The sequence below is a fragment of the Bradyrhizobium sp. MV1.5 genome (genome assembly GCF_055807615.1).
Genome location: NZ_JBVVPL010000006.1, coordinates 38,594 through 61,861, shown reverse-complemented (window position 1 = coordinate 61,861; position 23,268 = coordinate 38,594). Strand labels below are relative to the sequence as shown.

Here is a 23,268-nt window from a genome sequence, read left to right as displayed (position 1 = left end):
TCCCGGCAAGGGAGGAAGCCCGGATGAAGCGTCGTGAATTTCTGGTCGGAGCCGCGCTGCTGGCCGGCACGATGGCGCGGGCACGCGCCGCCGACACCCCTGCTCCGTCGTCCGACGGACTCGACCGCATCACAGCCTATTTCGACAACGAGGTAACGAGCGGCCGGCTGCCGGGCGCCGTGGTGCTGGTCCAGCAGCACGGCAAGCCGGTCTATCTGAAGACTTTCGGCGTGCGCGACACCAGGACGGGCCTCGCGATGACGCCCGATACGATCTTCGCCATCCACTCCATGACCAAGCCGGTCACGTGTCTTGGCGCGATGATGCTGATCGACGAGGGCAAGCTCGCGCTCACCGACCCGGTGTCGAAATACATTCCCCTCTTTGCCGACACCAAGGTGGGACTTGAAGTCACCAATCCCGACGGCACGTTGCATCTGGATCTCGTGGCCCCGGTCCGTCCCGTCAACATCGAGGATCTGCTGCGGCACACCTCGGGCATCAGCTACGACTATATCGGCGGCAAATGGGTCGAGCAGGCCTACAAGGCGGCGAACATCTTCGAAGGTCAGTTCAACAACAGGGAATTCGCCGAACGCATCGCAAGGCTGCCGCTCGCACGGCAACCGGGAACGCTGTGGCGCTACGGTCATTCCACCGACGTGCTCGGCAGCGTCATCGAGATCATCTCGGGCCAGACGCTGTACGCATTCCTCAAGCAGCGCATCTTCGATCCGCTCGGCATGAGCAGCACCAAGTTCGCGCTGGCGACCGAGGACGAGCTCGCGCGGATGGCTCGGCCGCTGCCGAGCGACAACATCCTGCTCGCCGCCGAGCGCGAGCGCCTCGACCATCCCGAATGGCAGTCCGGCGGCGGCGGGCTGCTCTCGACCATCACCGACTATCAGCGCTTCGCGCAGATGCTGCTCAATGGCGGCGAATTCGAGGGCAAGCGCTATCTGAGCCCTGCGGCGTTCAAGGCCATGACGACCGATCATATCGGGCCGGGTTCGGGCGTCGGACGCGACTACTTCTATTTTCCGGGCGACGGCTTCGGCTATGGCTATGGCCTTGCGGTGCGGACCGATCCCGGCAACGCCAAGCCGCCGCCGCCGGGCTCGCTCGGCGAGTTGAAATGGGACAGTGGCAGCGGCACCTATTTCGGCGTCGATCCCAAGCTCGACATGGTCTACCTGCTGATGCAGCAGACCCAGAACGAGCGCGGCCGCATCACGCCCGCCTTCAAGGCGCTGGTCTATGACTGTTATCCGTCCGAGTTACGCCGCCCGTGAAGCACGCTGGCCGAAATCGGCGAGCAGCTTTGCGATCTCGGCGGCGGGCCGCGCCGCGCTGAACAAGAATCCCTGCACTTCGTTGCAGCCTTCGGCGCGCAACCAATCGAGCTGATCCTCGGTCTCGACGCCTTCCGCGGTCGTGGTGATGTTGAGGCTGCGGCCAAGCCCCGAGATCGCGCGAACGATCGCGACGCAATCGGGCCGCCCTGCCAGATCCTTGACGAAGGAGCGGTCGATCTTGATCTTGTCGAAGGGGAAGCTGCGGAGATAGCTGAGGCTGGAATAGCCGGTGCCGAAATCATCCATGGAGATGCTGACGCCGAGCTCGCGCAACTGATGCAGAATGGCGAGGTTGGCGTCCGTCTCGGCCAGAAAGATCGACTCCGTGATCTCCAGCTCGAGCCGCGTCGGCGACAGGCCGGACTGCGCCAGTGCCGAGATCACGACCTGAACCAGATTGCGGCTGCGGAACTGCGCCGGCGACAGATTGACCGCGACCTTGACGTCGACGGGCCATTTCACCGCCTCGGAGCAGGCTTCGCGCAGCACCCACTCACCGAGCTGGGTGATCAGGCCGATGTCCTCGGCGACCGGAATGAACTCCGCCGGCGAGATCATGCCCTTGTCGGGGTGATGCCAGCGCAGCAGCGACTCGAAGCCGGAGATGCGGTCGGAGGCGATCGAGACCAGCGGCTGGTAGTGCAGCTCGAACTCGCCATTGGCAAACGCGCGGCGCAGATCGAGCTCCATGTTACGGCGCTTCTGCGCCTGCAGATCCATCTCGCGCTCGAAGAAATGATGCACGCCGCCGCCGTCCGACTTCGCCCGATACAGTGCCATGTCGGCGTTGCGCATCAACTCTTCCGACGTCGTACCGTCGCCCGGCGACAGCGCGATGCCGATGCTGGCGCCGATCACCATCTCCTGCCCGTCGATCTCATAGGGCGCCTTCAGCATGTCGATCAGCAAGCCCGCGCAGGCGCTGGCCTCGTTGGGCGAGACGTCGGCCGCCAGGATCACCGCGAACTCGTCACCGCCGAGCCGGGCCGCGAGATTGGCGCCGCGGACCGCGATGCTCAGACGGGCGGCAACCTCCTTCAACAGGCGGTCGCCCACCGGATGGCCGAAGGAATCGTTGATGTTCTTGAACAGGTCGAGATCGAGGTAGAGCACCCCGACCCGTTTTCCGCCGGCCTGGTCGAGCGCCTGCTTCAGGCGCTCCTGGAAATATTCGCGGTTCGGCAGATCGGTGAGCCCGTCATGGTGCGCCATATGGGCGATCCGCGCCTCGGCCTTGCGCCGTTCGGTGATGTCGACCACCGCGACCAGATAGCCGTCGCGATCGTCGAAGGCGACGCGGCGGCCGAAGGTGAGCACCTCGATCTCGCTACCGTCGGCGCGCAGATGCCGCCAGTTGCGCGAGGAGTGATAGGCGTCGCCGATGCGTTCGAGCGCCTCGGCGTGGCTGCCCCATTCGTCCTGCGGCCAGATCTCATGCAACTTCATGCGCAGGAAGGTGGCGCGGCTGTAGCCGTAATGCTGGACCGCGGCGTCGTTGACGCTGAGAAACTTCTTGCTCGCGGCGTCGAACACCCACATCGGCATCGGGTTGTTGTCGAACAGCAGGCGGAACGAGGCGTCGCGCCGCTTCAACACAGTGACATCCGAGATCGTCAGCGAGACCACGTCGGCGAACGCGGTGGCGCTCAGCCGGAGATGCCGTCCGTCGCTCTCGATCTCGAGTTGCTCGCCGCGACCGCCGGAGACGGCCCTGAGCAGGAATTCCATCACCTCAAGCGAGGCCAGCAGCGTGTCTCCCTCGCCGATCCGGCGCCACAACAGGTCAGCGCCTTCGGCCTTCAGCAGCAGGCCCGCACTCTTGTTGTGGTGGACGATCTGGAGATCGACCGGCTTGCCACCCGCGTCGCGCAGCGTCGCCAGCGAGACCACCGCGTCGTCGGTCGAAGCGAAGATCGCGTCCAGGAGATTGTATTGCGCGCCGCGTTCGTTGATGTAGGCACCGACCAGCGTCGCGCCCCAGCGCGATGCGGTCGGCAGCGCCAGCACATCAAATGTCCTGACCATGCCGTCGCGCACGCAATGGGCGCTGGCCAGGTGCGGCCGCCCGTTGGCGAGCGCGCTCGCCGCGGCTTCCGACAGCGCAGTGGCGCAATCGGGCGAGAGCGCGGCGACCGGGATGTCCCAACGCTCTTCGCCGAGCCATTTCTGCACGTAACGTCCGCTGCGCGACAGTTCGAGCGCGCCGTCGCCCTTGAGCAGCGCGATGTGGTCGGCGAGCCGTCCCAGGCTGCCGAGCATCACGTCCTCGTAGCGCGGCAGCCGTTCGCCCGGCTTCAACGCGGCACGCCATTTGCGCTGAAGCACCGGGATGTCGTCGAACATTTCGGCGGCCGGTTTTCCCGACACTTTCTTCACGGCACTCATGGCAGTCCCCAACGCACTTTCCCGCCGCATCCAATGCAGCCGCACTTAACGGCGTGTAAAGAGAGCGCGAGCGCGGGTTCCGTTCGGCGATTATGACAGTTTAAAGTCGGGCGTTGGTTAGTGGGCGTTAGAGACTGTGACAGTTGTGCGAAGGCGCCGAGCGCGTCCGGCATAGTCATTGCGAGCGGACGTGTCGCAACAGGGTCCGCTGCTCTCGTGTCCCGGACGCGCTGCAGCGTTCTTACGCTGCTGCGCAGAGCCGGGACCCATGAAGCCACAGCAATCGCTGCAATATGGGCCCCGGCTCTGCAGCGCACCGCCAAGAGGCGCTGCGCTGCGTCCGGGGCACGAGACCGTTGTTGAATAACTGACATGGGCTCGCATCCTCGCGGCGCATTTCGCCCGAGCTTTGCTTCGTCGTCTCACCCTCAATTGAAAGAGGGCGCAGGGAAGACCGGGCGCCGGCTGGCACCCGCGGTCCACTGTGCGAAGTTGCAATAAAAAATCTGCACAGCGGCATACAGGTGAAGCCAAAACATCCGGCCTTCCCTGCGCAGTGGCTTTACGGCTTATGTCGTGATCTCCCCGGGGAGCGATGCACTATTGCCCCCGTCGCCTTGCGGATGGCTGACGCGCGTGCCCGGTTGGGCAACCCACATCACCGCAACACTTGGCGCACAGACCCCGGGCGCCAGGACCACACGATTTTGCCGTACGCCGATCACACCGGTCGTGTGCGCGACGCCTTCGCTCACGGTTGCCCGCCCTGCGAAGTCCTTCGCGCCGATGTGACCAACGTCCACCGCCGTCCGGCCCGCGTTCGTGACGATCGCGATACGCCCCTCTTCCTTGGGCCGGAGTGAGGCGGAATATACGCAATTCCGAATTTCGGTAAAGTGGAATATTTTGGGCGGTGCGGGTTGACTGCCAGCTTGGGTGTTTTGCCCGACAGGCAACACAAGGACTTGTAGCCCGGATGAGCGAAGCGACATCCGGGATTCCCACCACGAGCTGTCCCGGATATCGCTGCGCACACCCTGGCCACGGCAGCGTATCAAGAGCAATCACCCCGCCAATCGCTCGATCACGAGGTCGAGCAGCGCGCGCAGGCGGGCGAGACGCCTGAGATCGCGGTGATAGCCGACATAGGTGTCGCGGCCGGGTGGCGTCGCGCCGATGTCGAGCGCGACCAGCCGGCGGTCGCGGTCGCCGAGTGGACGCGGCAGCACCGCGAGCCCGCCGCCGCTCGCGCAAAGCTCCGCCTGCGCCTGCCTGTTGTTGCTGCGCGAGGCGATTTCCATATTCGGCAGCGTGCGCTTCAACCAGAGGGCATCGGGCATGTCGGCGAATTCGGCATTCATGGTCACAACGCGGACACCGCTTCCGTCGCCGGCGCGTGGCGGCTTGCTGCCTTTCTTGCCGTAGAGCGCGTAGGGAATGTGGAGCAGCTTTCGGGAGATCACTTCAGGCTCGTCGAACGGTTTGATGCGGAAGACGAGATCAGCCTCGCGGCGCGGCAGGCTGTAGAGGCGCGCATCGGTCAGAAGCTCGACGGTCACCTTCGGATGGCGCTTGCCGAAGGCGGCAATCAGCGGCGAGAGCATCACCGTCCCGAACCAGTCCGACGACGACAGACGCAGCAAGCCATCGAGCTCCGTCTCCGCGCCGGACGCACGCCGCTCCAAGGCGAGCGCCTCCTCTTCAATCCGCTCAGCATGGCGCAGCACAGCTGTGCCCTCGTCGGTCAGCACGAAACCATCCGCCGTGCGCTGGAATAGCGTTTGTCCGAGCGACTGTTCGAGCGCGCGAAGTCTCCGTCCCATTGTCGGCTGGGTCTGGCCGATCTTCCGTGCGGCCGCGCCGAGAGTGCCTTCGCGCGCAATCGCCAGAAAGATGCGCAGATCGCTCCAGTCCACCGGAAGCCTCCTCATACAAAAACGCACGACGATCGTACATTCTCATTCTTTCCCATGCAAAAAATCATGGGCATATTGGAGGCCGACAACGGAGCAAGACGATCATGACGAGACAATCGACGATGCACGCAGCCGTGCTGGAGGCCCACAACGCGCCGCTGCGCCCCTCAACCCTCTCCACGCCCGAGATCGGCCCGCGCGAGGTGCTGGTGCGAATCCGCGCGAGCGGGATCAATCCGCTCGACACCAAGATCCATGCGGGCGCGGCGGCGCATGCGCGACATCCGCTGCCTGCGATACTCGGGCTGGATCTGGCCGGCGTGATCGAACAGACCGGTCGTGACGTCTCGCGGTTCAAGGGGGGCGACGAGGTCTATGGCATGACGGGAGGCGTCGGCGGTGTGCAGGGATCGCTCGCCGAATTCGCCGCTGTCGACGTCGACCTGCTGGCGTTGAAGCCTGCCAATCTCAGCATGCGGGAGGCAGCCGCCCTGCCCCTCATCTTCATCACGGCCTGGGAAGGACTGATCGACCGCGCGGCGCTGAAGGCCGGACAGAAGGTGTTGATCCATGGCGGCGCAGGCGGCGTCGGCCACATCGCGATCCAGATCGCGCGCTCGTTCGGAGCGGATGTGTTCGCCACCGGCTCGGCATCGCAGCGCGCCACCATCGAAGGTTTTGGCGCGACCTTCATCGATCGTGATACCGCCATCGCGACTTATGTTGCAGAGCATACGGGCGGCCGCGGCTTCGACGTCGTCTACGACACCGTCGGCGGCAAGGTCCTCGACGCCTCCTTCGAAGCCGTACGCCGCTTCGGCCATGTCGTGAGCGCGCTCGGATGGGGTACGCATGGGCTTGCGCCGCTCTCGTTCCGCGCCGCCACCTATTCCGGCGTGTTCACGCTGCTGCCGCTGCTCTCAGGGGAAGGCCGCGCGCATCACGGAGAGATCATGGCGGAGGCCACGCGCCTGGTTGAGGCCGGCAAGCTCTTACCGATGCTCGATGCCCGGCACTTCACACTGGAGAACGTCGATGACGCCTATGCGCTAATCCGCGATCACGCGACGCAGGGCAAGCTCGTCGTCGAGATCTGACGGCGCTCGCTGAAAAGTCTCGTCGCGGATGGAGCGAGGCGCAAGCCGGGGTACGGAGACCCGCACGGGGAACGCCGCTAGTCCTCGCTGGACGTCGCCAAGCGATTGCGCAGATGGGCCTGCGACAACAGAAAAAACAATGCGCGCTCGCCATGATATTTGGCGGACGGCCGGGTGCGCTCGAAGCCATCGGCAAATTTCTTGCCGGATTGGTCGCACACCTGCCACCGCCAGCCGAACCGCTTACGCCTGGTGAGGATCACTTCGAACATGCCGACGAGCTTGGTCCCCTGCTCCTTGCCGGTCTCGCAGACGCACGACCCTGCTCCGGCCTCCCCCGTTGGAGTGATGCCCGACATATAACGCAGCAGGATGGAAAGCGAATGAAATTGATTATCGGAAATAGGTATCTTGCACCGGCTTTGACGAAGTTGCGGCGTCTCTGGAATAAGCCGCCGGTGCCGGTGTTGATCGGTCCTGCTTGGTAGCGCTGACAAAGCTATTCAAATCGCAACACCAACGGAGGAGCCGAGAGCATCCTCTTTCGCACACGTGACGGGACTGGCGGTAATAAGATATGGGGGATCCGTGCGCTGAATGAGAAGTGTTCACTGGGCACGAAGACCAGCGTCGGGCCGCATGCGGCATCACCGCTCAAGCACTAGCGCGCGACCACTTCAACTTCACCGTCGACGCCGTTGACGACGTTGAAGCCGCGCTCATAGACCTTGCCCTCGTTCTTGGCGATGGCGCGGTATTCGCCTTCGGAGAGCACGACGCGCGGGAAGGCGCCGATCGATTCCTTGATCACGTCGCCGCCCGGGGTCAGCACCGACCAGGCGGTGTTGGCGAGCGCCTCGCCGCCCCTGTCGCTGACGAGCTTGAGCGTGATGACGGCGGCGCGGTGGGTGATGGTGACGTCGGTGAGCTTGCTGGCCTGGACGCGGATGTCCGAGCGCACCACCGAATTGGCGTCACCGTAATTCGAGATGATGTAGTAGGTGCCCTCCGGCAGCAGCACGACGTCACCGGCGGCGACGTTCGGCACCAGGGAGGCGCGCTCGCCGGATTCGAACTGGCTGCCCTTGTAGATCGCGAACGAGATCTGGTTCTGCGGAATGCGGCTGGTGCCGACGCGGCCCTCGATGCGCAGGCCGCCGGCCGGCAGCACGAAGGATTCGCGATCGGTCTCGGCCTTCAAGCTGACGGTGCGCACCGCGCTGACGAGGCCAAAGGCGACGTGCACGACGTAATTGCCGGGCGGCAGCACGATGTTCGGCGTGGCATTGCGGTCTTCGCGGATCAGCTTGAAGGTGCCGTTCTCGTCGGGACGATCGGCAAACACGCGCCAGACCAGGCCGCTGGTGATCGGCGGGGTGTCCTTGCCGTATTTCGCCGTCAGCGACAGCACGCCCTGTCCGGGCACGGCCGCATTGAGCGGTGCGGCGGACGGCACGGTCGTGACCGCGGGCGGCGGCATGCTGGGCGTGGTCGGCTGCAACAGGGTCGGCGGCAGGCTCGGCGGTCCGGCACCCGGGCCTGAGGGCGGCGCGAGGCTGACGGCACCGCCGGGATCGGGGACCGACGCGGGCGGCACCGGCGGCGGACGATCGGAGAAAAGCTGCGCCTGCGCAGCATTTTGGCCAAAGGTAAAGAGGCAGGCAGCAAGGACCAAGGCCGGCAGCAGCGATGCGCTGCGCCGCCATCCAATGATGCCGTCACCCCCGAGAGTCATGCCATCTGCTTTTCACCGAAAACGCGGCAAATTCAAGCCTCTGAACCCCCGAGAAATACGGCCAATACGGTTCTTTGGAACCCGGCTGACGCCTGCGTGATTACCCCAGGGGCACCCGTCCCTCGCCATACTCCTGCCCCGTGCCCTTCCCAAACCGGCATAAACCATGCTTCGGCCCGGTTCTGGCGGAGCGCGAGTGCGGTGCCTAGTCTGATGGCGGGTCCCGGCGTAGGAGAGTTTCGGTGCTGGACATATTGAAGGGTCGGGGTTCGAACAGCGATAAGGTCGCCGAGAAAGTCGGCCTGGGCAGCATCCGCCGACCGGTGATCGGCCTTGCGCTTGGCGGCGGCGCGGCGCGCGGCTTCGCTCATATCGGCATTATCCGGACCCTGCTCGCCAACGGAATCGTGCCTGAAGTCGTGGTCGGCACCTCGATCGGCGCCGTGGTCGGCGGCCTCTATGCGGCCGGCCGGCTCGATACGCTGGAAGAATGGGGCCGCAGCCTGCAAGGGATGCGCAACATCCTCGGCTACCTCGACATCCGCCTCAACGGCTCCGGCCTGATCGGCGGCGAGAAGCTGGCGACCCGGCTCGAGGCTGCCTGCGGCCAGAGCCAGATCGAGGATCTCCCGGTCAAGTTCGCCGCCGTCGCGACCGAGGTCCGCACCGGCCACGAGATCTGGCTGACGCGCGGCCGCGTGGTGGACGCGATGCGCGCCTCTTATGCGCTGCCCGGCATCTTCTCTCCGGTCCTGATCGGCGATCGCTGGCTGGTCGACGGCGCATTGGTGAACCCGGTGCCGGTCTCGGCCGCCCGCGCGCTCGGCGCGGAAATCGTCATCGCCGCAAATCTTTCCAGCGACATCTTCACCTATTCGACGACGGTCTATTCGCACGGCGCGATACCTGAACCGGTGACCCCCGCGACCGAAGAGCCGGCGTCAAAGCGACGCTTCCCGAGATTCTTCTCGCCTGAGAAGACAGTGAAGCGCGAGTTCTTCGGCGGCGGCAGCGCCCGGCCCGGCCTCTCTTCTGTGATGGTCGACGCCTTCAACATCATGCAGGACCGCATCACCCGCGCCCGCCTCGCCGGCGATCCGCCCGATATGCTGATCACACCGCGAATCGGTCAATTCGGCTGGTTCGATTTCCACCGCTCCGAGGACCTCATCGCCCTGGGCACCCGCGCGGCCGAGCGTGCGCTGGAGTCCATCAAGGAGGCCATCCACGAGCTGGCGCCCGCGCCCGAGGGCACCGCGCCCAAAGCCGACCAGCAGCAGGACTGATCAGGCCGTCTTACCGATCAGGCGGTCTTGATGTAGTCGCGCAGAGCTTCCTGCTCGGACTCGTATTCCTGCACCCGACGCTTGACGATGTCGCCGATCGAGATCAGGCCGACCACCTTGCCATTGTCGACCACGGGCAGATGGCGGAACTTGCCGGTGGTCATCATCTCCATGAGCTCGGCGACCGTGTCGGTCTCCTTGCAGGTGACGACCTTGCGGGTCATGACCTGCGAGACCGGCTCCTCCAGCGCGCCGGCGCCGCGCTCGCCGATCACCCGCACGATGTCGCGCTCCGACAGGATGCCTTCGAGCCGGCTCTGGTTCATCACCAGCACCGCGCCGATCTTCTTCTCACCGAGCAGTTTGACCGCGACCGCCAGCTTCGCGTCCGGCTCGACGCTCATGATCTGGTGGCCCTTGGTGTTGAGAATCGAACGTACCGTCATTGTCGCCTCCCTGAATCGGAGCCGTCCGCTGTTCGCGGTCCGGACTTGTTCTTCGAGTCTTCAACTAACAGTGTCAGCGCTGCTTTCAGGCTCGTGCGCTTTGCGAAGCATCGCCGCGAACGGCCTGTCGCTTCGGAACATTCTTCTCGGGAATGATGGATGAATTCGGGCGGCGCCGCAAGCGCCGCTTCAAATACCGTCCGAAATGTCCTGTGATGACGCATCCGCAGCATCGCTTCGCACGCGCGGCACGGGGTCGAACAGCGCGAACAGCAGGAGCCCTGCGAAGAAGCCGCCGATATGCGCCTGCCAGGCAACGCTCGTGGTCTCGCTGTCGACGCCGATCGCGCCGACGCCGAAGACGATGTTGACGCCGAACCACACCGCAAGAAAACCGAGCACCCGCCCGTCGCGCAGCGCGCGCGCCAGCGGCAGCGCCGGAACTCTTGCGGCGGTATCGGCATCCGATCGGCTGAACGACAGGAAACTGCCGCGAACGAAGGCGAAGCGGATCGCCGCCGCCATCGCGCCGGACACCGAGGCCGAGGCGCCGATCATCGGCGCCACCGCGTGCTCATGAGTGACGAGATGGGCGAGCGCGCCGGCCGCCGCCGTCACCGCGAGGAACAGGAAGAACCTGATGGCGCCAAAGCGCCGCGCCAGCGCGCTGCCGAACGGCAACAGCCACAGCACGTTGAAGCCGAGATGGGTGAGATTGGCGTGCAGCAGCGAATAGGTGACGAAGGTCCAGACCTTGGCGCCGGCCCCGCCGGGAATCTCCAGATTGAGCAGCGAGGAATCGTAACGCTTGGGGATGAAGCCGAAGACGTCGATGGTCCAGTTCTCGAGCTCCGGCGGCAGCAGCACGCGCAGATGGATCACCGCGAGGAGCAGGATATAGGCCGTCAGCGCGAAAGGCAGCGTCAGGATCGGCTCGCGCGGAGCCTCCTCAACGACGGCCGGCACTCCCAGCGAAGCATCTTGCGACGGAGGATCTTGCGGCGGAGAATTTGGCGGGGAATCCAAGGCGGCTTCGCTTTCAGGCGCGATCGGAGCGACAGGCTTTGGAGATAGTCGCCTTTGCCTGCCCTGCGCAAGTGCACAAAAGGAAAAGGCAGGGCCCTGGGAAGGCCCTGCCTATCCGTGTCGGACTTCCGGTACCCAGAGAGACGGGAATATCCCCACCCCTCCCCGCGGCCGGTGACCAAACTGTTTGACGCCTGTGTACAGGCCTCGCCGAGAACCTGGAGAAAAGCGGCGAGGCTTGCGACCGCGATCACCATAGCAGCGGGGCGGCGCACGGAAAGCGCATAGTTAATTTAACGTTAACGACGCAAAGGCAGCGCCAGGGACGCCGAAAACGCCGCTGCGGCATGGACGCTGCAAAGCCCCTCCTGCACAACAACACAGGGATCGCGGCTGCACTGAAGCGGGACAGATTTGTCCCGCGAGGTTGCGCCCCGGGGTAAGCGTTCAGTCATGAAACATCCGTCGAGCCGCGAGTTCTTCGCATATTGGAACACAAAGCGCGGCACTGCGCGGGCGCCAGACCGGGCCGATATCGATCCGGCCGCCGTGCGCGGCCTGCTCGGTGACATCTTCGTGCTGTCCTGCGAGCCCCATCTCGGCTTTCCGTTCCGCGTCGCCGGCACGCGCGTCTGCGCACTCGCAGGGCGCGACCTCAAGGATTCGAGCTTTGCGGCGCTGTTCAACGAGGCGAGCCGCCGCGAGATCGAGGAGATCACGACCATCGTCGCCGACGAGAGCCTCGGCGCAATCGCCGGCGTCACCGCCGCGCGCGAGGACGGCAGCAAGGCGCATCTCGAGCTGCTGCTGCTGCCGTTCAATGCCCGCCCGCATACACCGGTGAGCGTGACAGGCGTGCTCGCGCCGTTCGACGACGAATGCGGTGCACTGGGTCCGTTCGCCCTCACCTCCTGGCGCTATCTGCACCAGCCGGAAAAACTGCTGCCGCGCGCGATCCGCAAGCTGCAGATCGCACGCGGGCTGATGGTGTATGAGGGGCTGCGCTAGGAGTGCACCCCGCTCACGGCATCGCCAGATGCCAGGCGCCGTTCAAAAAGCCGTCGCCGGTGACGTCACCGGGCTTGGTATCCTTGGCGAAGGTGTAGAGCGGCTTGCCCTTGTAGGCCCATTGCTTCGAGCCGTCGTCGCGCGTGATGACGGTGTAGCCGTCGGCGGCCGCATCGCTCGCCTCGGCCTTCAGCACCGGCCAGTTGGTCGCACACGGACCATTGCAGGCCGACTTGCCGTCCACGTCCTTGTCGAAAGTATAGAGCGACATGCCCTTGGCGTCGGTGAGCACGTTCCCCTTGTCGGACTTGCCAGTCTTGGTCGGCGGTGCCGCGAAGGCAGCGGGAAGCAGCGCCAGCGATATTGCGAGCGTGAGCGCGAGGCGGATCGAGGATGTCGTCATGGTCTCTCCTGTCATGCAATGGGCTTGCATGGGTAGGACGCCGCGCGAGCCGTCGTATTCCTGAGATCGCGGCAAAGATATTTTTCGCTGCGCGCATCGTCGCATCGGAATAAACTGGGATGATTGTGACGGAACGACGGATCGACATGAGCAAGCCGCATTGGCGTCCCGCCCGCGCCTCCGATCTCCCGGCGATCAGCGCGATCGCAGCGCGGATCCATCCTGACCTGCCTGAGCGGCCTGAGGTCTTCGCGGAAAAGATGCGGCTCTGTCCTGACGGCTGCCGCGTGCTTGTCGCGGACGACGGAATCGTCGGCTACGGTCTCGCGCATCCTTGGATGCAGCACCGGATTCCGCCGCTCGACGGCTTCCTCGAGCAATTGCCCGGCGATGCGGATTGCATCTATTTGCACGACGTCGCGGTGCTGCCCGACTTTCGCGGCGGCGTCGCGCGCGACTATGTCGTCGCGATCGAACAGCTCGCGCGCGCATCAGGGATCGCGACGCTCGCATTGGTGTCGGTCTACGCCACGCGGCCGCTGTGGCAGCGCCTCGGCTTTCGGCCGGTCACCGCGGATGCGGAGCTGCGGGCAAAACTCGCGACCTACGGCGACAGCGCAACCTACATGCTGCGCGACCTGGCTGCGACGTAACGCCCCTCTCCGTCGGCGCCGGAAGGCGGCCGTCAGGCGCGATGCTTCTTTTTCGTCTTCGGCTTCTTCCCGGGGGCGCCCTTCTCAGACCACGACGTGACCGAGGGCTCAGCGTAGCCCGGCTTGTTCTTGTGCTTTTTCTTCTTTGCGAAGGAAGGAGCATCGTCGAATTTCGGTGTGCGCTCGGCGTACGGCTTTTCGTACGTTTTGCCGTGTGGCTTGCCGTGAGGTTTGCCTTGCGGTTTGAACCCGTTCGGCTCGCGCGCGCGTTCGCCCTGGCGTTCACGATGATCGCTGTCGCCGCTGTCACGCCGCGGCGCGTGGGGCCGCTCTTCCGAAGCCACCTGCCGCTGCGGCGCATCCGCCATCGGCTCGAGGCGGATATTGTCTTCCTTGTCCGGACGCTTGATCTTCACGGCGAAGGAGTCCGCGACCCGCTCGGAAATTTCGAACTCGGTCGTGGTGTCCATGATCTTGATCGCGCCGATATCGTTCTTGTCGATGCCGCCACGACGGCAGATCATCGGCAACAGCCAGCGTGCTTCCGCGTTCTTTTTTCGTCCGATGTTGGCCCGGAACCAGACGCTGCCATCCGCCATGCCATGTTTCGACGACGATTTTCCCGCTTTGGGTCGAGCCCTTTCGGGCCGATCATCGCCACGCGAAGCGCGGACATCGTCGCGCGGCGTACGAAAATCGTCGCGCTGCGAGCGCGTATCGTTGCGGCCGCGATCCTCGCGCGGCCGGCCAGCTCGCTCGCCGGGATCCATGATGTCCTCGGGCGACGGCAGCCGCGCGCGATAGAGCCGTGCGAGTGACGCGGCGATCTCCTCAGCCGATCGCTCGGCCAAGAGCGCCTGCGCCAGCGCCAGATCGTCGGCGGTCGTCTCCTCCGTGAACAGCACGTCCTTCATGCGCTCATGATCGAGCTTGCGGATCTCATCCGGCTGCGGCGCCGTCCCCCAGACCGCGTCGATCCCCGAAACGTTCAGCAGCATTTCCGCACGCCGCCGCCGCACGGGCGGCACCAGCATGACGCTCGTCCCCTTGCGGCCCGCGCGTCCGGTGCGGCCGGAGCGATGCTGCATGACCTCGGCGTCGTTGGGCAGGTCCGCATGAATGACGAGGTCGAGGCTCGGCAGGTCGATGCCGCGGGCGGCGACATCGGTCGCCACGCAGACGCGCGAGCGTCCGTCCCGCAGCGACTGCAGCGCCGTGGTTCGCTCGTTCTGCGTCAACTCGCCTGACAGAGCGACCACGGAGAAGCCGCGCTCCAGCAGCGCCGCCTGCAAGTGCCGGACGCCATCGCGCGTGCTGCAGAACACCAGCGCGCTCGGCGCCTCGTAGAAGCGCAGCACGTTGACGACGGCGTGCTCGGCATCGCCGGGCGCGATCCGGATCGCACGATACTCGATATCGGCGTGACCGCCTTCGTCGCCGGCGACCTCGATCCGGAATGCCCGCTGCTGATACTGCTTGGCCAGCGCGACGATGCCGCGCGGGAACGTCGCCGAGAACATCAGGGTGCGGCGCGTATCCGGCGTGGTCTTGAGGATGAACTCCATGTCCTCGCGAAAACCGAGATTGAGCATCTCGTCGGCCTCGTCGAGCACGACCACCTTCAATTCCGAGATGTCGAGACGACCGCGGCGCAAATGATCGCACAACCGGCCGGGCGTACCGACAACGATATGAGCGCCTGCCGCGAGCTCGCGCTGCTCGCGCCTGGGATCCATGCCGCCGACGCAGGAGACGACGCGTCCGCTCGCATGCTCGTACAGCCAAGCCAGTTCGCGATGGACCTGCAAGGCAAGCTCGCGGGTCGGCGCCACGATCAGGGCGAGCGGTGCACCCGCCCGCTCGAACCGCTCGTCGTCGCCCAACAGATCCTTGGCCATGGCCAGCCCATAGGCCAGGGTCTTTCCGGAGCCGGTCTGGGCCGAAACCAAGAGGTCGCGGTCAGCGGCCTCGTCCGTGAGCACGGCGAGCTGAACGGGGGTCGGACGGTCGTAGTTGCGCTCGGCCAAAGCTCGGGCGAGCGGCGCACTCATGGTCGGAAAAGACACGGGATAAACCTTGGTTGGTCCAGGCGCGGAACGTCGAGCCGCGCGACCTGAAGCTGCGTAGGCGGCAAATGGTCCAGCCGCCCGCGTGGTGATTTGATTTGGACGCTCTTTACGCCAAGTGCGGGCAAATCACCATGCCTATGACGCATGGCTTTGGTGATGCCGAGAATAAGCTTACTGGCCAGCTCGACCCACTACATCCAGCGTTTTCGAGCCGTTTCGCTGCATATAGAGGGATTTTGTGCCGAAGCATGGGATTTCCACGTCCACCCGGCCCAAATTGCGCGCCATTAGGCACCCTGGATGCGCACATGACCTCTCTCGGTCGAAGGGCTTGTGTGGCGACTGCACGCTTTGGGACGAGACCAAAGCCATCGAACCCAAGTCTTGCCGCGTCAGCACGTCGCTCCCAAATCGTGCCTCACGCGGAAGCAAAATAAGGGTGACACATGGCCGACGGCATATCGCTTGCCGACAAGCTCGCGACTTTTGGGGATTTCTGGTCTCCACGCACGATCACGACCTTCAACGACTGCGACGTGATGGTGGTGAAGGTGAAGGGAGAGTTCACCTGGCACAAGCACGACGACACCGACGATTTCTTTCTCGTCCTGAAAGGCAGTTTGGACATTGAATTGCGGGATCGCACGGTAACGCTTGGTCCGGGCGAACTCTATGTCGTGCCGAAAGGTGTTGAGCATCGACCGGTGGCGCGCGAGGAAGTTCATCTCCTGCTCATCGAGCCGACCGGCACGCCGAACACGGGCGACAAGGCCACCGCCGCATCGCGCAAGCTCGCATAGAGAGCGGCGCGCGGGCGCAGCCCTAATCCCTGCAGCCCTAATCCCTGGAGGTGACGAGCCTGCCGAAGCCGCCGGCCAGCCTGGCTCTGGCCCGCACAACGGTGTCCCTCGCCGCGCGGCCCAAGGCGCGAACGGCACGCCAGGCTTCGGTCGCCTGCAGCCAGGCCTTGACGTCTGTGAACTTGCCATAGACCCAGGCAAAAGCCGGAATTCGCATCAGCTTGTCACGCGTGAGATGGAACAGGCGCTCGACCAGCACGAGCTTGAGCAGCTCGCCGATGATGAACGTCACGGCCCCGCTCACGATCTGACCGGTCGCCGCGAGATAGGCTGCCACGGGCTTGACCGGCTCCAGGATGATGACGGGTACGGAAAACAGGGCGAGCGAGCAATAAGGCGACAGCGATCTGATCCAGCCGCGCAATCGCTTCAACTGGAGATGCCGCCCGATCCAGCGCGAGATCGGCCTCGCCACGGCCATGAAGACCGCATCCACCAGGAAGTAGATGGCGGCCAGGATGTAAGTGATGGGTTTCAGGATCCGCTTCACGATGAACTCTCCCGTGAACTGAAAGCCGAAACCCGGGCCTAAGTTTCACCCCGGCGTGAATAACGCGCGGATTCTTGGTGGAACTTTTCGTGCACAGCCCCGCCGCTGCGCGGCTCAGATCTCCGCATAAACCTCCAAGAGATTGCCGTCGGGGTCGCGGAAGAACAGCGTCCGATGCCCGAACGACTGGTTTGTCGGCGGTGACAGCAGCGCCACGCCGTGGCGTGCGAGTTCGTCGGCACACGCATCGACTTCGGCCGCGGACACCTTGAAGGCCAGTTGCAGCGCGGCACTGCCCGCCGGCGTCGGTGTGTCAGTCGCGGTCCGGCCCGGTGTTGCGAGAGCCAGCGTGTTGGGGCCCAAGCCGTACTCGATCCAGTTCGGCGACAGCTCCCGCAGCAGCGGAAATGCGAGGACGTCTTCATAGAAGCGGCGCATCGCCGCCATGTCGCGCACGAAAATGACGGTGTAGTCGATGGCACGAATGGCGTTGAAGGGCGAACGGGAGCGCTCGCCTGGTTCGGTCGTTTGTTCGTTTGTCATCTCGTCCTTCATACCAAACGCCCGCCCGTAGCCCGGATGGAGCGTAGCGGAATCCGGGGAGCCACGGTCAAGAATCCCGGATTGCGCTGCGCTCCATCCGGGCTACGAATTTCTCACGCCACCAATTCCGGCCACGGCACGATCGTCGACTTCACCGTCTTCATCGCCATCGCGTCCCTGACCGCCTGCGCGACGCCGTCTTCCGTGAACGGATAGATCGTCTGCATCTTCAGCCAGGGATATTTGTCCGCCGTGCGGTAGAGCATGTCGACGCCGAGCGGCAGCTCGTTGCCGGTAAAACCCCAGGAGCCCAGCACATTGAGGTCCTTGGTGCAGATGCGGTGCCAGGAGGTCTCGATCGAGCCGGCGTCGGTGAACTGGCCCATCTCGACATAGGTGCCGCCGTCGCGCAGCATCTCGATGCCTTCGGGACCGGCTGAAGGGTGGCCCGAGCAATCCATCACCAGATCGGCGCCGAAGCCGCCGACGATGTCGCGCACGCGGGCGATGCGGTCTTGTGGTGACTTCAGTTCGTCGATGTTCACCGTCGCCTCGGCGCCGAACTCGCGCGCGAGCTTGAGCCGCGGCTCCTCCGGCGCACCGACGCAGATCACGCGCCCTGCTCCCATCTCCTGCGCGGCGGCGACCGCGAGAATGCCGATCGGGCCCGAGCCCTGGATCACCACCGTGTCGCCCCAGGAAAAACCGCCGGCGCGGCTCGCGCGGTTGAAGGCGCGGATGCAGGAGGTCAGCGGCTCCGACAGCGCACCCAGCCGCAGCGACATGTCGTCAGGCAATTTGTAGATCTTGGTGCCCGGCAGCATGTCGAGATCGACATAGACATATTCGGCCCAGCCGCCCCACATGTGCGGCGCCTTGTCGAAGCCGAGATAGCGGCCGTAATAGACCGGCGTCAGGCACTTGTTGGCGGTCAGGGGATAATGGATGCAGTAATAGCAGCGGCCGCAGGGCATCAGCGGCGGGATCATCACTTTTGATCCGACCTTGAGCGGCTTGCTCATGAAGTCTTCGGTGAATTCGTCGCCGCATTCGACGATGATGCCGCCGAGCTCGTGGCCGAGCGTGAACGGCCACGGCAGCGGCTTCGGCCAATGCCCCTTCAGAATGTGCAGGTCCGTGCCGCAGACGCCGCAGGCGCCGACCTTGATAAGCGCAGCCTTGCGGCCGACCTTCGGCCACGGCACGGTGCGGATGACGGGTTCGCTCCCGGGCCCTGCGTGGGTGCAGACGCGGATCTGGTCCATGGCTGTTTCCTCGACGCCCGTCTGTTATGATTGATTGGTGCGGGCTGAGGCGAAGCGTATGTGAGATGCGCGGTCGTGCCAAGCCGCGGTCTTGTAGCCCGCATGAGCGAAGCGACATGCGGGGCCAGCGTTCCCGGATATCGCTTCGCTCATCCGGGCTACAGTGCCTGCCACACTCACCACCGTCATCCCCGCGCAACCGCAAAGCGGTTGTCGCTGGAGGTGCGCGCTCTTGCGCGCCGCCTCGAAGGATGGGCCACAGGAGCTTGCGGCTCATCCTTCGAGGCTCGCTGCGCTCGCACCTCAGGATGACGGTTGAGCTTGTGGCGGCAGTGCATGACAGATATCCAAGCACGCCTAGGTGTCTTGAGCACTCGACGGTGAACGTGTAGGCACGGCGCGAAAGTCCCACCCAGGTGCCCGCTTGAACCCCCTTCCTCAAAATCCCGTCGTCGCGTCCGGCTCGTTCGCGGCGATGAAGTCGGTGCCGTATCGGCTCCAGTTCATCGCTTACGTGCTGGCGATGATGGCTGACAATATCGAGCACGTGATCAGCTATTGGGTGGTGTTCCAGAAATTCCATTCGCCGGCGCTGGCGGGCTTTGCGGTGCTGTCGCACTGGCTGCCGTTCCTGCTGTTCTCGGTCGCGGTTGGCGGGCTGGCCGACCGGGTCGATCCGCGCCGCATCATCCAGTGCGGCATGCTGCTGTTCATCGTTGCCTCGGCTGGATGGGGCTTCTTCTTCATCACCGATACGATCGAGATGTGGCACGCCATGCTGCTGCTGGTGATCCATGGCTGCGCCGGCGTGTTGTGGCAGACGCCGAACCAGCTCCTGCTCTACGACCTCGTCGGCCCGGCTGATCTTCCGAGCGCGGTGCGGCTGAATGCAATGGCGCGCTATCTCGGCATTCTGGTCGGACCTGCCGTCGGCGGCATTATCATGCTCACGCTCGGCACCTCGCATGGCATCATCTTCAACACGCTGTTCTATCTGCCGATGCTGCTGTGGCTGTTCTGGGCGCCGGTGCGGGACAAGAGTGTCGCGGTGCGGCGCTTCGCCGTGCGCGGCCTTGCCGACATCATGCTGACCATCCGCGCCATCGGCACGCAGCCGGTGCTGACGGCGATGACATGGCTTGCCGGCCTCACCTCCTTCATGATCGGCAACGCCTATCACGCGCAGATGCCGGGCTTTGCCGGCGATCTCGGCCACGGCGATCCCGGAATCTCCTACAGCGTGCTGCTCGCGGCCGATGCTGCCGGCGCACTGCTCGCCGGCATCGCGCTGGAATCCTGGGGACGGCTCAAGGGCACGCCGCGCACCGCGATCATGCTCGCCATGCTCTGGAGCGTGGCGCTGCTCGGCTTCGCCTCGGTGCGGATCTATCCGGTCGCGATCGTGCTGTTGTTCTTTGCAGGCTTCTTCGAGCTGTCGTTCAACACCATGGCGCAGGCGCTGGTGCAGTTGAACGCGCCGTCCGACATTCGCGGCCGCGTCGTCGGCCTCTACAACATGGCCGGGCTCGGGATGCGAGCCTTCAGCGGCATCACGGTCGGCCTGTTCGGTGCGGCGATCGGCATTCACTGGTCGCTCGGGCTCTCGGCCGCGGTGCTGCTGGCGCTGCTATGTCTTCTCTATGGACGCGCGACGAGGAAGACATAAGCTCAGAGCTTGCGGTTGACTCCGGCCTCTCCCCACCGCACGCTCGATACAGGGTTTGGGGAGATGAAGCGTTGCGCAATCGCTGGGGCATACTTGCGATCCTGTTCGTCGTTCGCCTCACCATCGCGTTCCAATTCCAGAGCGTGGCCGCGGTCGCGCCGCTGCTGCAGCAGAGCTTCGGCGTCGGACTCGCCGATATCGGCATCCTGATCGGACTCTATTTCACACCGGGCATCGTGCTGGCGCTGCCGGGCGGCGCGATCGGCCGGACGCTCGGCGACAAGCCCACCACGATCGTGGCGCTGCTGCTGATGACGGCGGGCAGTCTCGTCATGGCCACCACCGACGTCTGGGGCTGGCAGATGGCGGGCCGGCTCGCCTCCGGCGCCGGCGGCGTGCTGCTGACCGTGCAGCTCACCAAGATGGGCACCGACTGGTTTGCGGGTAAGGAGATCGCCACCGCGATGGCGATCTTCGTCAACTCCTGGCCGGCCGGGGTTGCGATCTCGCTGCTGGTGCTGCCGGCGATCGGCACGGCGTATGGCGCCGGCGCCGTGTTTCTCGTGACCGGCGCGCTGACCGCGACCGGCATTGTGCTGATCATTTTCTACCAAGCGCCGCCGGGAGCAACCGCCAGCGCGGCCGGCTCCGGGCGGCTCGATCCGCTCGCGCTTCTGGCGGTGATCGTCGCGGGTGCGATCTGGGGCCTTTATAATATCGGCTTCGCCATGATTTTCTCGTTCGGCCCCTCATTGCTCGTCGAGCGCGGCTGGAGCATTGCGGCGGCGGGCTCGGCGATCAGCCTCGTGATGTGGCTGTCGGTGATCTCGGTGCCATCAGGCGGATATCTCGCCGATCGCACCAAGCGCCCCTTTGTCGTGGCGATCGCGGCGAGCCTCGTGGTGGCCGGTCTGCTCGCCTGGCTGACCCGGTCCGACGCTGTGATCGCGATCCTCGTCCTGGGCGGCTTGATCGGCGGCCTTCCCGCCGGCCCGATCATGAGCCTGGCCGCCCGCGTACTCGCGCCGGAAACCAGGGCGATCGGGATGGGCGTGTTCTACACTCTCTTCTATGCCGCGATGATGCTGGGGCCGGCGGTGGCGGGCCGGCTCGCCAAATCGGCCGGCACTGCCGCGGTCGCGCTGGACCTCGGCGCGCTGACGGTGCTGGCCTGCCCGCCCCTGATGTGGCTTTTCGAACGCATTGTGGCTGTTCGTCATCGCCGCGCCCGATCCTAACGCGGCATTAACCCTGTGCACCTTAGGGTCGTCCCGGACTCCGCCAGGCGGGGGGTCGGGTTGTGAAAATGGCGTTGGCGCACAAAAAATTTCTTCCGGCCGCCGAGGAACGTCGGCGTTTCCAGCGGGTGAAGGTTCACCTGCTCGGCCGCTACATGCTGCCGGACCGCCGTGAATTCCCCTGCCAGGTGATCAACATGTCGCCGGGCGGGCTGGCGCTGCTAGCCCCCGGCATAGGCAATGTCGGTGACCGCGTGGTCGCCTATCTCGACCATATCGGCCGCGTCGAGGGCAAGATCACCCGCATCATCGACAATGGCTTCGCCATGACGGTCGGTGCGACGCCGCGAAAGCGCGACAAGCTTGCGGCACAGCTGACCTGGCTCGCCAACCGCGACATCCTCAATTTGCCGGAAGACCGCCGCCACGATCGTATCGTGCCGCGCAATCCGATTGCGGTGCTGACGCTCGAGGACGGCACCAAGATGACCTGCCGCATCATCGACCTCTCGCTGTCGGGCGCCGCCATCGCCGCCGAGAACCGCCCTCCGCTGAAATCGACGGTTCTGCTCGGCCGGGTGCAGGGCCGCGTGGTCCGAAACCTCGAAGACGGCTTCGCGCTCGAGTTCATGCATTCGCAGCCAATTGAAACTCTCGAAGAGAGCGTTACCGCGCGGTAAAGCGCGAAGGCACCAAAACCACTGCATTTCCAGTACTGAAGGCGGCCTCCGCGATGCGGACGCCGCCTTTTTCATGGGTCGTGACGGGCCTCGCGTGGGTTAACGCGGAGGCTGCCGGTGCATGCAAACAACGGTTCCGCCAGCATTTCCGCGTTAATCGATAAAATTTGAATCAATTGCAGTCATATCGAATTTTATTCAAGTTTGACTCAAGTATAGATCGAATTCGCCGCGTGTTTTACTTGCATTCGTCTCGACTTGACTTGGCTGACTTAGCGGCAACTCAAAAGCTGCCTGCGCAATGTGGTCCCAACAAGAAACGGGGGCCGCAATGTTTGATTTCAGGGGACAGGGGAAGGGAATGGCGCTGGCCGCCATGCTCTTTGGAATGAGCGCGGCAGCGCAGGCCGGCGAAGGCCGTCTGCTCTACGCAAGCCTCGGCGACACCACGCGTGCGCCGATCGGCTGGGTCGAGTTCTGTGCGGACAATGCCGCTCAGTGCCAGGGCGCACCGACGCAAGCGCGCGACATCGTGATGTCGCAGGCTGCATGGCGCGACCTCGTCAAGGTCAATCGCTGGGTCAACGAGACCGTCAAGCCTTTGACCGACCAGGAGCACTGGGGCGTGATCGAAAAGTGGTCGCTGCCGTCGGACGGTTATGGCGACTGTGAAGACTACGTGCTGTTGAAGCGCAAGATGCTGATCGATGCCGGATGGCCGCGCGAGGCCCTGCTCATCACCGTCGTGCGCGACAAGAAGGGCGAAGGACACGCGGTGCTGACGGTGAAGACCGACAAGGGCGAGTTCGTTCTCGACAATCAGAACGAGAACGTCGTTGCCTGGACGGAGACCGGCTACCGCTTCGTCAAGCGCCAGTCGCAGAGCGATCCCAATGTCTGGGTCTCGCTCGGCGACACCAAGCCGGCGGTCTCCACCGCCAGCGCAAGGGATCAGTAGAGACAAACGAAAGAGATACGCGACCCGGTCACATCCCCACCCCTCCCCGTCCCAGACCGGTTCGCGCGCGGCCCCCCCAACCCCCAATGGGGGGCGCCAAATTTTTTTGGGCGGTCATAGGCGATTTTTTCGGGGTAGGGCGCGCCCCCGGCCCCCCCCCCGCGGGGGAAAAGCGCCCATTTGGTTTGA

The 23,268-nt window shown here is 64.7% G+C and carries 21 protein-coding genes; 10 read left to right on the top strand and 11 right to left on the bottom strand.

Annotation, left to right across the window (positions count from 1 at the left end; translation table 11 throughout):
* Positions 1-23 precede the first annotated feature (23 nt).
* Complete coding sequence (locus tag AC0L2J_RS07900) at positions 24-1,292, top strand: serine hydrolase domain-containing protein (RefSeq protein ID WP_007611771.1); 1,269 nt, start codon at positions 24-26, stop codon at positions 1,290-1,292.
* On the opposite strand, the gene AC0L2J_RS07895 is transcribed toward AC0L2J_RS07900, so the two are convergent.
* Together AC0L2J_RS07895 and AC0L2J_RS07890 are read right to left on the bottom strand one after the other, a co-directional pair.
* Positions 1,278-3,740: a putative bifunctional diguanylate cyclase/phosphodiesterase gene (locus tag AC0L2J_RS07895; protein WP_473388377.1), complete on the bottom strand. Its 2,463-nt coding sequence runs from the start codon at positions 3,738-3,740 to the stop codon at positions 1,278-1,280. The two genes, AC0L2J_RS07900 and AC0L2J_RS07895, sit on opposite strands and share 15 nt — an antisense overlap.
* 1,064 nt (positions 3,741-4,804) lie before the next feature.
* Positions 4,805-5,656 carry a LysR family transcriptional regulator gene (locus AC0L2J_RS07890; protein ID WP_007611774.1) on the bottom strand — a complete coding sequence of 284 codons (852 nt, stop codon included), beginning with the start codon at positions 5,654-5,656 and terminating at the stop codon, positions 4,805-4,807.
* Between the two features lie 104 nt (positions 5,657-5,760).
* Between AC0L2J_RS07890 and AC0L2J_RS07885 the strand changes: the two genes are divergently transcribed.
* Complete coding sequence (locus tag AC0L2J_RS07885) at positions 5,761-6,753, top strand: zinc-dependent alcohol dehydrogenase family protein (RefSeq protein WP_473388371.1); 993 nt, start codon at positions 5,761-5,763, stop codon at positions 6,751-6,753.
* A gap of 77 nt (positions 6,754-6,830) precedes the next feature.
* On the opposite strand, the gene AC0L2J_RS07880 is transcribed toward AC0L2J_RS07885, so the two are convergent.
* Both AC0L2J_RS07880 and AC0L2J_RS07875 read right to left on the bottom strand, forming a co-directional pair.
* Complete coding sequence (locus AC0L2J_RS07880; RefSeq protein WP_007611778.1) at positions 6,831-7,112, bottom strand: hypothetical protein; 282 nt, start codon at positions 7,110-7,112, stop codon at positions 6,831-6,833.
* A gap of 302 nt (positions 7,113-7,414) precedes the next feature.
* On the bottom strand, positions 7,415-8,488 hold the full coding sequence (locus AC0L2J_RS07875) for a hypothetical protein (protein WP_473388369.1): 1,074 nt from the start codon (positions 8,486-8,488) through the stop codon (positions 7,415-7,417).
* 242 nt (positions 8,489-8,730) lie between these two features.
* On the opposite strand from AC0L2J_RS07875, the gene AC0L2J_RS07870 reads away from it, so the two are divergent.
* Complete coding sequence (locus AC0L2J_RS07870) at positions 8,731-9,774, top strand: patatin-like phospholipase family protein (RefSeq protein ID WP_063995863.1); 1,044 nt, start codon at positions 8,731-8,733, stop codon at positions 9,772-9,774.
* Between the two features lie 17 nt (positions 9,775-9,791).
* Here the strand turns inward: AC0L2J_RS07870 and AC0L2J_RS07865 are convergent, their stop codons facing one another.
* Both AC0L2J_RS07865 and AC0L2J_RS07860 read right to left on the bottom strand, forming a co-directional pair.
* Positions 9,792-10,220 (bottom strand): CBS domain-containing protein, encoded by a 429-nt coding sequence (locus AC0L2J_RS07865; RefSeq protein ID WP_007611784.1) that lies wholly within the window; start codon positions 10,218-10,220, stop codon positions 9,792-9,794.
* Positions 10,221-10,409: 189 nt separating this feature from the next.
* Positions 10,410-11,246 (bottom strand): rhomboid family intramembrane serine protease, encoded by an 837-nt coding sequence (locus AC0L2J_RS07860; RefSeq protein WP_473388367.1) that lies wholly within the window; start codon positions 11,244-11,246, stop codon positions 10,410-10,412.
* A 453-nt stretch (positions 11,247-11,699) separates the two neighbouring features.
* On the opposite strand from AC0L2J_RS07860, the gene AC0L2J_RS07855 reads away from it, so the two are divergent.
* The gene (locus AC0L2J_RS07855; protein WP_063995861.1) at positions 11,700-12,254 is read left to right on the top strand and encodes a PAS domain-containing protein; all 555 of its coding nucleotides are present in this window, start codon (positions 11,700-11,702) and stop codon (positions 12,252-12,254) included.
* A 13-nt stretch (positions 12,255-12,267) separates the two neighbouring features.
* Here the strand turns inward: AC0L2J_RS07855 and AC0L2J_RS07850 are convergent, their stop codons facing one another.
* Positions 12,268-12,657: a COG4315 family predicted lipoprotein gene (locus AC0L2J_RS07850; protein WP_007611791.1), complete on the bottom strand. Its 390-nt coding sequence runs from the start codon at positions 12,655-12,657 to the stop codon at positions 12,268-12,270.
* A gap of 146 nt (positions 12,658-12,803) precedes the next feature.
* On the opposite strand from AC0L2J_RS07850, the gene AC0L2J_RS07845 reads away from it, so the two are divergent.
* Positions 12,804-13,310 (top strand): GNAT family N-acetyltransferase, encoded by a 507-nt coding sequence (locus tag AC0L2J_RS07845; RefSeq protein WP_035975100.1) that lies wholly within the window; start codon positions 12,804-12,806, stop codon positions 13,308-13,310.
* 32 nt (positions 13,311-13,342) lie between these two features.
* On the opposite strand, the gene AC0L2J_RS07840 is transcribed toward AC0L2J_RS07845, so the two are convergent.
* A complete protein-coding gene (locus AC0L2J_RS07840; RefSeq protein ID WP_473388779.1) occupies positions 13,343-15,361 on the bottom strand; it encodes a DEAD/DEAH box helicase in 2,019 nt (672 codons plus the stop codon).
* Between the two features lie 464 nt (positions 15,362-15,825).
* Between AC0L2J_RS07840 and AC0L2J_RS07835 the strand changes: the two genes are divergently transcribed.
* Positions 15,826-16,179 carry a cupin domain-containing protein gene (locus tag AC0L2J_RS07835; RefSeq protein WP_007611801.1) on the top strand — a complete coding sequence of 118 codons (354 nt, stop codon included), beginning with the start codon at positions 15,826-15,828 and terminating at the stop codon, positions 16,177-16,179.
* A gap of 37 nt (positions 16,180-16,216) precedes the next feature.
* Here AC0L2J_RS07835 and AC0L2J_RS07830 read toward each other — a convergent pair whose 3' ends face one another.
* The 3 genes from AC0L2J_RS07830 to AC0L2J_RS07820 all read right to left on the bottom strand — a co-directional run bounded on the left by AC0L2J_RS07830 (position 16,217) and on the right by AC0L2J_RS07820 (position 18,537).
* Positions 16,217-16,729, bottom strand: coding sequence for a hypothetical protein (locus AC0L2J_RS07830; RefSeq protein WP_473388361.1), 513 nt, complete (start codon positions 16,727-16,729; stop codon positions 16,217-16,219).
* Positions 16,730-16,843: 114 nt separating this feature from the next.
* Positions 16,844-17,284, bottom strand: a complete 441-nt coding sequence (locus AC0L2J_RS07825; RefSeq protein WP_473388359.1) for a VOC family protein — start codon at positions 17,282-17,284, stop codon at positions 16,844-16,846.
* Between the two features lie 101 nt (positions 17,285-17,385).
* Positions 17,386-18,537, bottom strand: a complete 1,152-nt coding sequence (locus AC0L2J_RS07820) for a zinc-binding dehydrogenase (RefSeq protein ID WP_473388356.1) — start codon at positions 18,535-18,537, stop codon at positions 17,386-17,388.
* A gap of 424 nt (positions 18,538-18,961) precedes the next feature.
* On the opposite strand from AC0L2J_RS07820, the gene AC0L2J_RS07815 reads away from it, so the two are divergent.
* From AC0L2J_RS07815 to AC0L2J_RS07800, 4 genes are all read left to right on the top strand, one after another.
* Positions 18,962-20,203 carry an MFS transporter gene (locus tag AC0L2J_RS07815; RefSeq protein WP_473388353.1) on the top strand — a complete coding sequence of 414 codons (1,242 nt, stop codon included), beginning with the start codon at positions 18,962-18,964 and terminating at the stop codon, positions 20,201-20,203.
* A 71-nt stretch (positions 20,204-20,274) separates the two neighbouring features.
* Positions 20,275-21,441 carry an MFS transporter gene (locus AC0L2J_RS07810; protein ID WP_473248755.1) on the top strand — a complete coding sequence of 389 codons (1,167 nt, stop codon included), beginning with the start codon at positions 20,275-20,277 and terminating at the stop codon, positions 21,439-21,441.
* 68 nt (positions 21,442-21,509) lie between these two features.
* Positions 21,510-22,121: a PilZ domain-containing protein gene (locus tag AC0L2J_RS07805; RefSeq protein ID WP_007602573.1), complete on the top strand. Its 612-nt coding sequence runs from the start codon at positions 21,510-21,512 to the stop codon at positions 22,119-22,121.
* A 331-nt stretch (positions 22,122-22,452) separates the two neighbouring features.
* Positions 22,453-23,079: a transglutaminase-like cysteine peptidase gene (locus AC0L2J_RS07800; protein WP_027518711.1), complete on the top strand. Its 627-nt coding sequence runs from the start codon at positions 22,453-22,455 to the stop codon at positions 23,077-23,079.
* The last annotated feature ends 189 nt before the right edge of the window (positions 23,080-23,268 follow it).